We start from the raw sequence: 15,869 nt of genomic DNA, 5'->3' as shown, positions 1-15,869 counted from the left end.
TTATGATTCTCTTGCTTTTCGTTTGCGAGCGGCGACGGCGCCCATGCCGCGACGCTGTTTGGCACCACTTTGGGTGCTACTTGTTTGTGACGCAACCGTCCCGGACTGCTCCAGGTAGGCTGCCAGGCTGGCAATACTGGGATAGGCGAATAAATCGGTCAGCTGCAGCTGGCTAAACTGAGGTTTTAAGTCATCATACACAGCCATCAGTAATAGCGAGTGGCCACCCAGGTCGAAGAAATTAGCATTCAGATCCAGCTGCTCCGTGGCCAGATGTTTGCGCCACACCGTCTCCAGTGCCAGCTCAATGTCACTACTGGCCGTATTCGAGACCATGCTGGGTGAAGCCTGGACCTTAGGCAGCTGTTGTCGCTCAAGTTTGCCGCTGGCGTTAATGGGCAGCTGTGCCAGCACCACAATATGTGACGGCACCATGTATTCTGGCAACTGCTCAGCCAAAGCACGCTTGAGTTTAGCCGCATACTCTGGGTCTTTGTGACGTTCACTTTGCACATAGGCGATCAGGCTCAGCGCCTGCGCCTGCTGCTGGGTGATCACAACGGCTGCGGTTACATCGGGTAACTGCGTCAGACGCGTTTCAATCTCGCCTAACTCAACTCTGAAACCACGAATTTTCACTTGATGGTCACTACGCCCATGATAGTGCAGTGCACCTGCTTGCCAGCTGACCAGATCGCCACTTGCATACATGCGTCCTCCGTTATTAGTAAACGGATCAGCAATAAAGCGCGTCGCGGTCTGAGCGGCACGTTGCCAATATCCACGCGCCAGCATCTCGCCGCCTATATACAGTTCGCCGACTTGCCCGTTCGCGACCGGTTGCAGGTTTTGATCCAGTACGTACAGACGACGTCCGCCCAGTGCATGCCCCAGTGGTACCGACTCTCCGGGGGTCAGTGGCCGACAATCATAAATCGCCGCTTCAACAACTATCTCAGTGGGCCCATAGGTATTGAGTAAGCGGACGTCACCCAGGCCGGCTTGTCGCCAGTCTGATATCCCCTGTTCAGACATGGCCTCACCACCAGAGTGAACCTGTCGCAGCCGCGGCAGCGACAATGGGGTTGTTGCAGCAATACGCGCCCAACTGGCGGCAATGCTACGCCAATAGGCCGCACTCAAGTCCATGACCGAGATACCGTGACGCTGAGCTTGCTGATACAAGGTCTCGGCATCCCACAAACTATCACCTCGCAGCACCACAGTTGCACCCACCGTCCAGCTCGGGAACACTTGCTCTACAAAGGCATCAAAATTGATGGTGGCAAACTGCAACACGACGTCATCAGAGGTTAAATTGATAAAATCAGTCGCCGAGCCGATATAGCTTGCCAGCGCCTGATGTTCAATCGCCACGCCTTTGGCCTGGCCGGTCGAGCCTGAGGTGTAGTTTAAATACGCCAGTGAATGTGAATGATGCAACCACTCTGGCGACTGATTGTGCTCATGGTATTCGCTCAGTAATGTGATTGGTGAAATCACTGGCACAGACAGCGCAAAGGGCGTGCTGTCGCCCAGTACAGCAGCACAGCCACTGTCGTCTATCATGTGAGTGAGTTTGGCTTGCGGGAAATTCGGGTCGAGTGGTAAGTAAGCGGCATTGGCTTTAAGACAGGCCAGCACCGAGGCCAGCATCAGCGGCTTACGCGCCTGCATGATACCAACCACTTCACCTGAAAAGCCCTTGCCAACAAGGCCGTTGGCCAGCCGGTTAGCGGTCTGCTCCAGCCATGTATAACTGTAGTGCTGATCTTCAAAGATCACCGCGGTATCATCGGGGTTTTGCTTGGCATATTCACTGATTGCACTCAGCCAGTTTCCGGCCTGCGCAGCCACCTGTGGTCCCGTTGCAGCATTCGGCATGGTTAGGGGCTCTGCTTGCAATGACCAGTTTCCGATGGCCAGCTCTGCCTGCTGTGGCAACTGGTTGAGTAACTGCTGATATGCATCACACAACCGGGCAATGGTCGATGTCTGATACAATGCCTGATTATATTGTAGTTCGATAGTCAGCTGTCCCTGACCATCCAGTCGGGAATCAATACTAAGGTCAAACTGAGCCTGCTGCTGTAAAGACTGTGCGCTGGTCGTTGTCATGCCCGCTAAGGCCAGCGCATCTGTCACGTCCTGCTCCAGATGGTTATACATCACCTGGAATAAAGGCGTCTGCCCTAAAGCTCTGTGTGGATTGAGTACTTCCACCAGCTTTTCAAACGGGTAGTCCTGATGCTGCTGCGCCTCAAGTGCCGCAGTCTTGCACGCTCTGAGCAGCTGAGCAAAACTTAGCTCCGGCGCAACTACACCACGGATCACCTGGGTATTGATAAAAAAGCCAACCAAATTATGTAGCTGAGCCAGATTTCGGTTTGCGACGGCAACGCCGATCTGCGGCTGGCGCTTACCACTGACACGATAAAACAGTACCTGCAAGCTGCTCAGCAATAGCATAAACAGGCTGGCATTGTTGCCATGTGCCAGTTGTTGCAGCTTATCGGTGTGTTTGTGGTCCAGTGTAAATTGCATCACGCCCAGTGGCGCAGTCAGATCTGCGCCCCGCGCTCGCTCTGGCGCTAACAGCTCTTCATCTCCCTGACCATCCAACCTTTGCTGCCAATAAGCCAGCTGAGTTGCAGCCTGCTCAGATCCCAGCCATCCTCCCTGCCACAGAGCAAAATCACCGTAGTGAATGGCGTCATTCTGAGTCGGCGCACTCGGTGCGTCGCCACACAATGCATTGTACTGACGGGTGACCTCCGCCAGGATCAAATCAAAACTCCAGGCGTCGCTGGCGATGTGGTGCATAACCAGCACAAACCTATGATGCTGTTCAGAGTGCGAAATCAAAGCTGCGCGGAAGTTTTCACCCTTGTCCAGTGCGAAAGGTTGCTGCGAAATTTGTTGTTGTATTGTCTGAGCTTGCGCTGTGGGCTCGGCGGCATCGCTAACATCGTGCTCTTGCCACTGCAATGGCTGCTCAGTGGTGCGTTGACGCCACTGACCCGTTGCATTTTTGAAGTACGCCTGGCGCAGAGCCGGTTGTGATTCAAGCACTTTGGCACACGCCTGTTTAAGCAATTCAGGCTGAATACTCCCCTGCAACTCCAGAGTGGCACCAATATGATAGGCACTGCTTTGTGGTTCCAGTTGCCATAAGAACAACTGCCTTTGTTGCTGGGTGCTCAGCGGATAATCAGCCAACTGTGACGCCACCAGCTGAATGCCAGGTGTCGCCTTTGCTTCTCTGACCAGCTGACAGAAATCTGCAAAACGGTGCGCCGCAAACAGGCTGCTGGGTTCAAGCTGACAGTCCAGTTCACTTTGGATCAAGGCCAGCAGTTGAGCGGCTTTAATAGAACTGCCACCAAGCGCGAAGAAATCGGCATCATCATGATTCACCGGATAACGTAATACACTTTGCCAGTGCTGAGCCAATTGCTGCGTTAGCGCATCCCAGTGCGACGTATCTGCACCTGACGAAGCGGTATTGAGTGTTTGCAAATGAGTGAGAGTAAAATCACCATAACTGGCCAGTTCACCCGCATTACGCAATTTCAGGCAGGCGCTGCGCTGCAGCTTGCCACTGGACGTTTTAGGCAGGCCGCCCTGATCTAACAACACGATCAGCTCCGGGCAGGCACCGAACTGCTCGGTAATAAAGTCGCGAACAATCAATGCTGTTTGCTCAGCAGGTATGTCATTGCGATAGCTATTACTGGTTTCAATCGCCAGGCCAATTCCTTCGCCACTTTCTTTGCTGGGCACCGGGAAGGCAGAAACGCGCCCTTTGCGCACAAAACTTAGCTCGGCTTCAATGGCCCGTTCAATATCCTGAGGATAAACATTATGACCATTCATGATGATCAAATCTTTTTGTCGACCAGAAATATAAAGCTGACCGTCAAAAACATAGCCGACATCACCGGTTCTCAACCAGCGCTGACCTTCACATTCAACAAACGTCTCCTGTGTCGCCGGCTCATTTTGCCAGTACCCTAAGGCAATGCTCGGCCCCGCAGCCCAAATTTCACCAATGTCTCCGTCAGCCAATGCACGCTGCGATTGCGGGCAAGTGATCCGCACTGTATGTTTGCTGGCAGGCTTACCGCAGCCCACCTGATGACTGTAAGCGTCGGTATCACGAAGATCTTTGGCCTCAACCTGATTAGCCAGCCCCTCTGCCAACCCCTGATTATCGAACGCACGGATAACCGCACCGCCGCCGGCCTCTGTACCGGTTACCATCAGGGTGCCCTCAGCCAACCCATAACACGGATAAATGGCAGACGTTTTCACGCCCTGAGGTGCAAAGCGCTCAGTAAAATCCAGTAAGGTATCGTGGCGGATCGGCTCAGCGCCGGAGAAAGCGACACGCCAGCTGCTTAAGTCGAGCCCTTCCAGCTGTTTTTCACGCACACGCTCAAGACAAAGACGATATGAGAAGTCTGGCCCCCCGGAGATAGTTCCTCCATACTCGCTGATCAGCTGCAACCAACGCGCCGGGCGTTCCATAAAATAGCGTGGCGAGCACAGTACGAGGAGATAACCGGTATAGATAGGCTGTAATAGTCCACCGATTAGCCCCATGTCATGAAAGAGCGGAAGCCAGCTCACCGAGACGTCTTTTTCGCTGGTTTGCATTCGTTCGGCAATGGCAACTTCATTGGCTAACAAGTTGCCATGACTGACCATCACCCCTTTGGGCTTAGCTGTTGAGCCAGAGGTATACTGTAAAAACGCAATGTCATCGCTAAGTGCCGGGTGGCGCGGCGCTGGTGGCGTATCCCCCGTCAACTCATCAACCACCTGTACCACCACTTCGCTCAGGGACTCACACATAGCCGAAACCGTGTCGGCGAAACGGCTGGTCGTCAGGACCAGTGTTGCACTGGCATCTTCTGTAATACCCACTGTCCGGGCAATATGCTGTGCTTTAGTCGACTCGGGTGGAAAACTCGGAATGGCAGTCACACCCAGATACTGGCAGGCAAGAAAACTGGTGACATATTCGATTCCTGTGTCCATTAAGATCAGTGCTCTGTCACCTGCATTTACATGCGCCTGAAGGTGGCCCGCAAGCCAAACACTCTGCTCATAAAGAGCCTGATAGCTCCAGCGGGTATGGGCTTTTTTATCCACACAAACTAATGCTGTTTGCTGAGGTTTTTGCTCAGCATGGCGGGCAAGCTGATCCATTATCGTCGTGGCGGTCATGGGATACTCCGTAAAACATACAGACAGGGAGGCAGGGGCATACAATCCCCTGTATTAGCCAGGTGCGCATCACTATGAGTACCTCAATACCCATCACAATACGCGAAAGAAGAGTTACTGCTCCATTGCCTGGCGAAGGCTGAGTGGACGCATGTCGGTCCAGTGTTCATTGATGTAGGCCAGACAGGTCTCTTTATCACCTTCCACACCCACGTCTTTCCAACCACCCGGAACGCTTTTATAGCTGGGCCAGAGTGAATATTGCTCTTCGTGGTTGACCAATACCTTGAAGGTGCCATTTTCATTGTCAAAGCTCATCATATTCTCCAAAAATCAGACTGTCGGCATAGTGACGCGCGACAGCCTGGGTTTTTTAGTCTTTTTTCACAATCAGTTTGGTACTGCTGATGGCACTGAGCGCAATTTGCCAGGGGTAAAATGGCAAGGTGATCAGACCGCCTTGCTGAGCATAGCGCCGGCTACTGTCACTGAAGTGCGCTGAGTCGCGGTTAGCGCTTTGAGAATGAAGCAACAGGCCTTTGGCCACAGGGCCCCAATAATCGAAGCCCACCACCATCATCCAGCTGGAGCCATAGTTAACCTCATAACCGTCACGGGTTAATTCAGACCACAACGGCTGACCGTCAACTATGCTGGTCAGTGGCGTGGGAGCAGGCTTGGCAAAGCTGGTAAGATCCATGCCATTGGCCGGGGCAAACATGTTAAATCCACCGCTGCTGTGATCTGGACCAGGCCAGGCCATACGCTCATTGCCTTTGTGCAGGTATTGGATCTCGCCGTAAGGCGCATCCAGTGCGAATCCATAATGCTGTAAATTGACACCAGCACTCAGCAGCTTCTCAAGGATAGTGCGCTCACTTTTCAGGGTGTGTGGCGTGGTGGTTGGCTGAGTTGCGTCAAATGGCACAACAAAGTCCTGGCTCGTATCCAGCGCTCTAAAAAATTCTCGGGCGAGGTGGGCGGCTTTAGAATCCAGGTTAAATTGGCCATCCCATTGTGCAAATGCCGCACAGATAGGATCCACCTGAGCGCTGACTTGCTCGCTTAACACCAGGGTTTGACCGCTATAGTGTTGACACAGGCCGCCAACCACTGCGCGTTGATTGGCATAATAACTGCCATTGCCCAGTATGACTTTCTCTAACTCAGACAAGTCAAAACGGCCATCTCGGCCACGCTGTGTATTAAGCAGCTCATGTGCGTACCGGCTGCGCTCAGATTGCTTTGCATCTACCTTTCCAAATAAGGGAGACACATCCCGGATGGGTTGCTCCGGATTGGATAACCAGAATGAATCATTGGAGTTTTGTACATAATCTCGGCGCCTGAGAGAAGGAGAATTATCGAAGTCGATGGCACCAGTAAATATCATATCGCTGCGATCACCAGGTAATACAACCTGGCCCGTCGACGCAAACACTGCGGCTGTATATGGATCGGTGCGCAGCCACTCCAATGCCGCCGGTGATAAGTCTGGCACGTTGGAGTCATCGGTATAAAACGTTTCCCCCTGCCTGTCAGCGGCGAGTGTATTGTTAAAGGATAATCCATTATAACGTGCTGATGCTGCTGCTAATTCATCTATTGAAGCAGCTTTATTGTAAGCGAGCCAATGATCTATGGCCTCAAAGTTCTCCAGATTGACATCACGAACAGCAAAGGCAACACTCCCTTGTCAGGGGAAATTTTGTGTGTCTTCCAAAAGAAAGCCAAAATGGGTTGCGTAAGCGGTGTGCCCATATGTCTCTATCCCACCAGCGGTTTTGACCGGTATCTGAATCTGACGGGTGTGTAGATCGCGCCACTGTCCTTCGTACCGATAACGAAGCGGGTTATTCGGGTCTATCGTCAGGCGGTAAAACACATGGTGCAAAGCACTGGAAAAAGTGTGCGTCCAGGCTAAATTGCGGTTGAAGCCGATATTCACAATGCCGGGCACACCAACGATAGATGCCCCCATCACATCCAGCTCCCCCGGGACCGTCGCATGATGCGTCCAGAAACGGGAGTTACCATGAAACGGAAAATGCGGGTTGGCCAGTACCATACCTCGCCCGTTGGCAGTGACCGACTGACCCAGTGCCCATCCATTGGAGCCTTGAGTGATATCACCGACAGACTCAGACACCACATCAACTCCGCTCAGACTATCAGACTGAGGTGGCGCAGCCTGGATCAGCATTGGCAACATGCGCCCTAAGCTGCCTTGTACGCTCATCAGCACTAAACTTGATACAACGTCTTGTGCGGTGATGGGCTTAACCCAGGGCTGATCTCGGCATGCCTGATCCAGTGTTTCACGACCTGCTGCGACTTCGCTCAGAAAGTGGTTATACCCAGCTGCAAAGCCTTCCGCCAGCGCCTTACTGTTGTCAGACATCTGATTGTAGTGCTGCGCAACGCGCCCCGGTAAATCCAGGATCCGATACCCGATGTCTGAATATAAATAGTAATTATCCTGGTCCCGGCGGTGCGCCCCCAGGTATTTCGCCCGCTCTCCTCGCTGACGCAAATAACCATCGGCCAGTATGCAGCCATGATCCTGCGCCTGTGCAAAGGCATTACCATATCCAAGTCCGTACAAAGTATCTGCTTTTACGTGTGCAATACCCAGGTGCGTACGAGTGATCCTAACAGATTCCTGAGCGTTAAAATGTGCTGGTGTGGAGGCAGCTTGTTGAGCAGCAACAGCACTCCCCATGCAGATTGATAAACCAGCCATACTCAACTTAAAAAAGTTCATATTAATCCTTTTGGTTACAAATTACACAGCAGCCTATGACGATAAATCTCGTCATAGGCCCTCCTTGTAGACGTCATAAAAGATTAAAAAAAACAGGATGAGCGACCAAATAGTGTGAGATGCCGTGATCATTGCCATGGCAATTATTTTAAATTCAAACACAAACGTACTCGCTATCTCCTAATCAATCCACTGAGCACCCGACCCGCCAGCCTCCCTGCCGAACACACTTTCGCAATATTTGCTACAACAACCAGAAACACTCTTGACTTGTGAATACAAAATATAAATAATGCGCAACTGATAACTATTATCATTCGTTATAACGGATCTAAATCAAATACATCAGGAGAAATTACCGTGCCGCAGTCGCAAGAAAAGTGGTCAAATGTCATTGCAGAAAACGAAGCCAAGCTACTTGCTTATCTGAACAATATTCTGCGTTGCCCCTATCTCGCTGAGGATGCGTTACAAGACACCTTTATTCGCCTGTCTGGCATGTCAGCCTGTCAAAACTGCCAGGTTAAAAACTCCAAGAGCTTTTGCTATCAGGTTGCCCGCAACATTGCTATCGATATGCTGCGTAAGCAGAGTCGGGAAAGTCTGGTTGATATGGAGTCAGTGCACGGCGAACACTTTGATGATGAAGATTCCAACATTGAAACACGCTTCATTGATGAGCAATTGTCAGAGAAGGTAAACCACACCATTGCTAAGCTCTCAACACGTCACCAAAATGTGGTGAGCTTTTATCGAGATGGCCGGTTAAAGCAAAAAGAAATTGCTCAGATGTATTGTATCTCCCCAACCCTGGTTAACTTTCTGATTAAGGAAGCTATTCAATCTTGCAAAACCGAGTTGGGGACGGCGCAACTTACCCACTAATCAGCAAGCTGGAGTTGCTGGCGAGCGGTGAGTTTTGCCGAGATAAAATCAGCATGTGCCACATAGAGCAGACCCGCTATTTTTCTGACCATATGTTCTTCATGCGGATCCAGGCGACCATCGGCATAGGCAACCAGCCAAAGCAGCTCTATCACTTCTATGCGCTCAAGCTCACCTGTATGGTCATTTACGACCCGTACAAAGCGATGTAAATCTATGGCTTCATTGACCATTTCAATCGCCTGATCGCGGATCAGTTCACTGGCCTGTGTGGAAATTCCACTGTGCTGAGTCAACAGCCGAGCTATCATATGGCATTCATCAGCATGTACTTCACCGTCTGCACGCATAATTTCAACCATCAGCGCCGCCAATGCGGTGGTAAAATCAGGAGCCTGATCAGAATCGGGTTGCTCAGCCAGGGTATTAATGAACTTTCTCAGTTGCGCAAACAAGTGCACCTCCTAAATATGTTACACTTCAAGCAAGACGATAATGGATTAGCAGGTTTTTGTATGCCGCATTTCTTTTTCAAGACAACCCGGGCAATCAAACAACAATGGCGCTTACCTCTTCTGGCCGTACTCTCTTTACTTGTCAGTGCCTGTAGTAGCTACACACCTCCGCCCAATGGCGTAGTCGAAAAGCTTTACGACTTCGATCACAAAGTGCATTACGAACAAATTAAGTATAATGACGACCACTACTATTTACAGATAAAATCGGATAGTTATCAGCACTTTTTGCAACAAAGTGTGTTTTTACTTAGGCATAGCCAACGTTTATGCCAGGGTCAGTTACCACAGCTGGTGGTGATCGCGGGCGTTCAGAGCTTTGATCGACTACCCACCTATCCCAGGCCGTATGAGCCAGACTTGCAAGTTGAAGTGCGATGTGTGAAAAACCCGCAGTGATGTCACTCTCGCAGCTCAGTGCCTCGCACTGAGCCGGCAAGATATCTGTGTTAATCCTGATAACCCCAGGGCGCTTTCGGTGCCTGAACGGGTTTTGTCAGATCAAAATCAACTCTAAATTCACGCCCTTCTCTTACCAAGCGATAGGTAAAGCGCTCATCGTAAATGTACATTTGCCAGGTGTTACCAACTGACTGTGGAATACCACGCTTTACAAATAACTCTTTAGAGTACTGATCTGCAGGGAAAGATTGCACATTGTTGTAGCCCGCATCGACTGTATGACCGCCGTACATAGTCGACTCATCATCACTGCCATCCTTATGACGGTGGTCGTGCTTCAGGCTCAAACCGCTGCCTGTCTTTGTCAGGATCCAGGTGCGCGAGGCATTTTGCCCAACATGAAACGGAATTTGCAGCTCCTGATCGTTACACCGACGTACGTGCATGATCAGGCGCGCATCACTGAACGCACTAGGGCCCTGATTGTCGACAGTCACTTTGCCTTCATACGCTTTACCACAATGTTGTTTGATTTGAGCAAAGAACGCATCATGCGTGGGGATAGAGACTAAAGGCGCCGGACGTGCCATGACAGTACCACTGGCCAGCAAAGCAGCTGCATAAACAAGCTTCATATCAATGTTCCTAAAAAATAATAAAGGCCGCAGCGTAATCCACTTAGCGGCCTTTGCCAATTAAATGCGGTGATCAAACCGCTACTGCCAGGGACGCGCCGCCTGAAGCTGCTGTTCAAACGACTCTATCTGGGCGTTCAATTGCTCGGTCTCACCGATAAAGTCCAGCCCACTGAGAAGTCGCGCTTTGATGTCCGGGCGAACATCAAATGTGATCGGGGCAAAGTATTCACTGCGTAGTTGCTGCTCAGCTAAGTCTACTTCAATCTGAATATCTGCCTGGCGCTCACACAAGCCAAACAAGCTATCCAGCGTGCTTGGAGGCAAACTAATACACAGCATTTGATTATTGCCGCAGTTATTGAAAAAGATATCGGCAAAACTCTGTGCCAAAATCACAGTAAAGCCATACTGTTTCAACGCCCATGGCGCGTGTTCCCGAGAAGAACCACAGCCAAAGTTATCCCGTGTCAGCAACACGCTGGCACCCTGGTATTGCGGCGCATTAAGAATAAAGTCCGGATCCGGCTCGCCCTGTTCTGTGTAGCGCCAGTCGTAAAAGAGCGCCTTATCAAACCCTTCTCTGCTGGTTGAGGTTAAAAATTGCTTCGGAATGATCTGATCCGTGTCGACATTGTTTTTATCCAGCGGTGCCAGTAGTCCGCGGTGAAATACGCTCATGCCTGCTCTCCCTGAATATCGGTAAAGTGACCCGCAATTGCCGCGGCTGCCGCCATCGCAGGGCTCACTAAATGGGTTCTGCCACCGCGCCCCTGGCGCCCTTCAAAGTTTCGGTTGGAGGTTGACGCACAGCGTTTACCCATCCCCAGACGGTCGTCATTCATTGCCAGACACATGGAACACCCCGGCTCTCGCCACTCAAAGCCAGCCGCCATGAAGATATCCGCCAGACCCTCTTGCTCAGCCTGCTGTTTTACCAGACCTGAGCCCGGTACAATTAAGGCTTCAACGCCGCTGGCGACCTGCTTACCCGCCACAACCTGAGCGGCGGCACGCAAGTCTTCAATGCGGCTATTGGTACAGGAGCCTATGAACACCGTATCTACTTTAGCGTCGGTCAGTTTCTGACCTGCGCGCAGGCCCATGTAACGCAGTGCGCTGCGCATGGCCTCGGCCTTGATCAGATCCGGCTCAGTTTCCGGATCCGGAATAGCTTCATCAATCCCGATCACTTGCTCGGGGCTGGTGCCCCAGGTCACCTGTGGCTGGATCTCGTCGGCGCTGATGATCACTTCACTGTCGAAGACGGCATCAGGATCTGAATGCAAGGTTTGCCAATAGGTGACAGCCTGCTCAAAATCTTTACCCTGCGGGGCGAAAGGGCGGCCTTTCAGGTAATCGTAGGTGGTCTGATCCGGGGCGATCAATCCGGCCTTAGCACCCATTTCAATGCTCATGTTACACAGAGTCATCCGTGCTTCCATCGACAAAGCTTCTATGGCTGTACCACAAAACTCCGCCACAAAGCCTGTGCCACCGGCCGTGCCCAGTTTGCCGATCACAGCCATGATCAGATCTTTGGCCGTTACGGTTGGCCGTAGCGTGCCAGTGATCTCAATTTTCAGTGATCTGGCTTTCTTCTGCTGCAGCGTTTGAGTTGCCAGCACGTGCTCCACTTCAGAGGTGCCGATGCCATGAGCCAATGCGCCAAAAGCACCATGTGTTGAGGTGTGGCTGTCGCCACACACGATAGTCGTGCCAGGTAGCGTGATCCCCTGTTCAGGTCCCATCACATGCACTATGCCTTGATTCACTGAGTTCAGATCATAAAGTTCAATGCCGAACTCCTGACAGTTCTTTGCTAACGCCTGAAGCTGATTTTTGCTTACCTCACTTGCTGCATCGATAGAGCGGCTTTTGGTCGACACATTGTGATCCATGGTCGCAAAGGTCTTATGCGGGCAGCGCACCCTACGGTTCTTCTCACGCAGGCCGGAAAACGCCTGAGGCGAGGTGACTTCATGCACCAGATGTCTGTCTATATACAGTAAATCGGTTTGCTCGTTTATACTGGCGACCACATGCGCCTGCCAGATTTTGTCATATAACGTGTGTGCCACTTGCTACATCCTGTTGTTAATCTGAGATCAGGTTAAATTCGCTCAACAATTGCATGAGCGACGTCCAAAGTGGTATAGCCAGCTTCCGGGTAAATATCCGGTGTGCCCACGCCAGCCGCCACGGCTTCTGCTACGGCCTTTTCAATGCGTCTTGCCGCCTCATCCTGTGCCAATGAATAGCGTAGCATCAGCGCTGCACTGAGGATCTGTGCGATTGGGTTGGCAATGCCTTTACCTGCGATATCAGGAGCAGAACCACCCGCCGGTTCATACAATCCAAAACCCGATTGATTCAGGCTTGCTGACGGCAGCAGACCCATGGAGCCGGTGATCATGGCGCATTCATCCGACAGGATATCGCCAAACAAGTTGTCACACAGCAACACATCAAACTGTCCCGGCTGTTTAACCAGTTGCATCGCAGCGTTATCAATATAAATGTGCTCCAGTTCTACATCCGGGTAGTCTTTACTTACCTCACATACGACTTCACGCCACAGCACGCTCGACGCAAGTACATTGGCTTTATCAACCGACGTGACTCGATTACTGCGCAATCTGGCAGCTTCAAAAGCAAAGCGAGCAATACGCTCAATTTCATGGCGGCTGTAACGTTGAGTATCAAAAGCGACTTCATCTGGCCCAGCCCCTTCGCGGCCCTTCTCACCAAAATAGATACCGCCGGTTAGCTCGCGAACACACAAAATATCAAAGCCCTGCTGGCTGATGTCAGCACGTAACGGAGAAGCTGCACTCAGTGCCGGTAGTAACTGAGCCGGGCGCAGGTTGCAAAACAGACCGAAATGTTTTCTCAGGGGTAATAGAGAAGCGCGTTCAGGTTGCTCCTGAGGTGGCAAATGTTCCCATTTAGGTCCGCCGACTGAACCAAACAAAATCGCATCCGATGCTTCGCAGGCTGCCAGTGTTGCTGGAGGCAACGCGACGCCATATTCATCAATGGCCGCACCACCGATAGCATGGTGTTGGCGCTGTAAGCTGATACCAAAGACTTCACTGACTTTATCGAGCACCAACTCAGCGGCTGCCATCACCTCTGGTCCAATACCATCTCCGGCTAATACGGCTATCTGATAATTTGATTGACTCATCCTGCTTTCCTTTGTTGTTTCAAACTCGAGACCTTGGCGGCTCGGTGAATTAAGTTATATACGTGGATCATGGCGTGCACTGAGGCTTCTACAACATCAGCCGCCAGTCCCGTACCGTGATATTGACGACCGTCATATTTGGCTATCATATCGACCTGTCCTAATGAGCTAGCCCCCTGGCCGGTGGCATCCAGGTTGTATTCAACGATATCAATAGCCTTACCGGTGATCCGCTCAAGTGCCAAAAATGCCGCTTCTACCGGGCCATTACCCGTAGCAGCTTCCTGTTTTAATTGCTCGCCCATTGCAATCCCAACGGTTGCGCTGGCAATAGACTGAGAATTCGACGACGCATTCACAAATTGCAGCTGGTAAAAACTGTCTTTATCAGTAATTTGATTAAAGTGGATCATCGCTTCAAGGTCATAGTCGTACACAGTGCCCTTCTGATCAGCCAGGGCTAAAAAGCTCTCGTAGAGTGAGTCCATGTCATAGTCAGATTTTTGATAGCCCAGTTCACTCAGACGGTGTTCAATAACATGGCGGCCAGAACGTGAGGTCATATTCAATTGGTTGTTGGGTACACCCACAGTTTCTGGAGACATGATTTCGTAGGTATTTTGCGCCTTCAATACGCCGTCTTGGTGAATACCAGAGCTATGAGCAAAGGCATTTTCGCCGACGATGGCTTTATTAGGCTGGACCGGCATATTACAAATCTTGGCGACCTGGCGTGATGCCCGATAAATTTCTTCGCTGCGAATATCACAACCCACCCGTAAATGGTCTTCACGCATTTTCAGGATCATGGCGGCTTCTTCTAATGAACAGTTACCGGCACGCTCACCAATACCATTAATGGTACATTCGATTTGCCTTGCACCGGCCTGTACTGCGGCAATGGAATTCGCAACAGCCAGTCCTAAATCATTGTGGCAATGTACACTCAGACGTGCTTTATCTATGTTTGGCACATTATTGCGAATATGACGGATCATCGCGGCATATTCATCGGGTGTCACATAGCCTACTGTATCAGGCAGGTTAATGGTGCTGGCCCCTGCGTCAATAGCTCGCTCAACAACACGGCACAAATCATCAAATGGAGTTCGGCTCGCATCTTCACAGGAAAATTCAACATCATCGGTATAGTTGCGCGCCAGCTTGATAGATTTGACCGCCATCTCGGTTGCATCTTCCAGGGACATTCTCAGCTTATGCTCAAGGTGTAAAGGGCTGGTCGCGATAAAAGTATGAATACGGCTTTTCTCAGCTGGTCTCAGCGCTTCACCACAGGCTTCAATGTCTTTGCTCACGGCACGCGCCAAACCACAAATGCTTGGTCCGCTGATTTCTCTGGCAATGCGCTGTACCGCGCGAAAGTCCGCCGGACTTGAAACTGGAAAGCCAACTTCCATCACATCAACATTTAAACGACTAATGGTATGCGCGAGTAGAATTTTATCTTCTTCAGTCAGACTGGCCTTAAGCGCCTGCTCTCCGTCTCTTAATGTTGTATCGAATATCCAAACCTTGTCTTGCATACCTGATGTCCTCGTTTAAGCATAAAAAAACCCCGCACAATGTGCGGGGTTTATCGTGTTGCTGCCCTTACGCGCAACTACGCCCCGCTCTTACAGCTAAGCAGTAAGAGGTTAAGCAATAGTGACAACGTAATAATTTGCATGTGGGCATTGGTCCTGTTGATGAATTGCCTATGTTTTAACATGGTCGAAAACATCAAATCAAGCATATTTATTTCTAAAAAGTCGATTTACAGCACAACTTAAAGGAACTTTAATTCACATTAAATATAAATATAGGTATTTTAATACCTAAAGTATTAGGTCATTAGAAATTGAACGCATGAGACTTTGAAACTAGGGTGATTTAAATTTATTGAAAATAGGGGCAATTATTTTGTTGCTCTCCGGCAAGACACTGAGTTTGCTGTGTCTGCGCCTTGTTCGAACAGCAACTCACACACTATATCTGACTTCACTCTGCGCCCTTACGCTGCTTTGTCGTTGTTCTGAGGTTGATACAAGCCCGTCTCGTTAGTGTGTTTGGTAAGGAGCCAATGCCATGCATTTGGTGTGGCCTTTTGATTGATCCCGCTTCCAGTGCGGGGTGAGTTGCGACCGAAGCAACGCTTCGCAGTTCGAGGAAGTGAGCGCAAGGACGCGCGAAGGGGAGATACTACATGGAAGTACTTTACTCCAAACGCAAAAAACCCGCTGCATTGC

General features: G+C 50.8%; 10 protein-coding genes and 1 pseudogene. 2 read left to right on the top strand and 9 right to left on the bottom strand.

Annotation, left to right across the window (positions count from 1 at the left end):
- From CWB98_RS12350 to CWB98_RS24415, 3 genes and pseudogenes are all read right to left on the bottom strand, one after another.
- Positions 1 to 5,232, bottom strand: a complete 5,232-nt coding sequence (locus tag CWB98_RS12350; RefSeq protein WP_138545156.1) for a non-ribosomal peptide synthetase — start codon at positions 5,230 to 5,232, stop codon at positions 1 to 3.
- Positions 5,233 to 5,346: 114 nt separating this feature from the next.
- Positions 5,347 to 5,553: an MbtH family protein gene (locus tag CWB98_RS12345; protein WP_269465264.1), complete on the bottom strand. Its 207-nt coding sequence runs from the start codon at positions 5,551 to 5,553 to the stop codon at positions 5,347 to 5,349.
- A gap of 52 nt (positions 5,554 to 5,605) precedes the next feature.
- Positions 5,606 to 7,954: pseudogene (locus CWB98_RS24415) on the bottom strand (penicillin acylase family protein).
- A 402-nt stretch (positions 7,955 to 8,356) separates the two neighbouring features.
- Here CWB98_RS24415 and CWB98_RS12330 point away from each other — a divergent pair.
- Entirely contained in the window at positions 8,357 to 8,881 is a 525-nt protein-coding gene (locus tag CWB98_RS12330; RefSeq protein WP_138545153.1) for an RNA polymerase sigma factor, read from the top strand.
- Here CWB98_RS12330 and CWB98_RS12325 read toward each other — a convergent pair.
- Positions 8,878 to 9,336, bottom strand: coding sequence for a TerB family tellurite resistance protein (locus CWB98_RS12325; RefSeq protein WP_138545152.1), 459 nt, complete (start codon positions 9,334 to 9,336; stop codon positions 8,878 to 8,880). The genes CWB98_RS12330 and CWB98_RS12325 overlap by 4 nt on opposite strands.
- Before the next feature lie 60 nt (positions 9,337 to 9,396).
- On the opposite strand from CWB98_RS12325, the gene CWB98_RS12320 reads away from it, so the two are divergent.
- Positions 9,397 to 9,795 carry a hypothetical protein gene (locus tag CWB98_RS12320; protein ID WP_138545151.1) on the top strand — a complete coding sequence of 133 codons (399 nt, stop codon included), beginning with the start codon at positions 9,397 to 9,399 and terminating at the stop codon, positions 9,793 to 9,795.
- A gap of 50 nt (positions 9,796 to 9,845) precedes the next feature.
- On the opposite strand, the gene CWB98_RS12315 is transcribed toward CWB98_RS12320, so the two are convergent.
- The 5 genes from CWB98_RS12315 to leuA form a co-directional block, all read right to left on the bottom strand.
- Entirely contained in the window at positions 9,846 to 10,433 is a 588-nt protein-coding gene (locus CWB98_RS12315; protein ID WP_138545150.1) for a hypothetical protein, read from the bottom strand.
- 81 nt (positions 10,434 to 10,514) lie between these two features.
- On the bottom strand, positions 10,515 to 11,114 hold the full coding sequence (gene leuD / locus CWB98_RS12310) for a 3-isopropylmalate dehydratase small subunit (protein ID WP_138545149.1): 600 nt from the start codon (positions 11,112 to 11,114) through the stop codon (positions 10,515 to 10,517).
- Positions 11,111 to 12,514: a 3-isopropylmalate dehydratase large subunit gene (leuC, locus tag CWB98_RS12305; protein ID WP_138545148.1), complete on the bottom strand. Its 1,404-nt coding sequence runs from the start codon at positions 12,512 to 12,514 to the stop codon at positions 11,111 to 11,113. Before leuC ends, leuD begins: the two co-directional genes overlap by 4 nt.
- 32 nt (positions 12,515 to 12,546) lie before the next feature.
- A complete protein-coding gene (gene leuB, locus CWB98_RS12300; protein ID WP_138545147.1) occupies positions 12,547 to 13,623 on the bottom strand; it encodes a 3-isopropylmalate dehydrogenase in 1,077 nt (358 codons plus the stop codon).
- On the bottom strand, positions 13,620 to 15,167 hold the full coding sequence (gene leuA / locus CWB98_RS12295; RefSeq protein WP_138545146.1) for a 2-isopropylmalate synthase: 1,548 nt from the start codon (positions 15,165 to 15,167) through the stop codon (positions 13,620 to 13,622). The genes leuB and leuA overlap by 4 nt, the downstream gene beginning before the upstream one ends.
- Positions 15,168 to 15,869 lie beyond the last annotated feature (702 nt).

The organism is Pseudoalteromonas rubra (genome assembly GCF_005887115.1).
Taxonomy (GTDB): Bacteria; Pseudomonadota; Gammaproteobacteria; order Enterobacterales; family Alteromonadaceae; genus Pseudoalteromonas; species Pseudoalteromonas rubra_F.
This window is presented reverse-complemented; position numbering and strand designations above follow the sequence as displayed.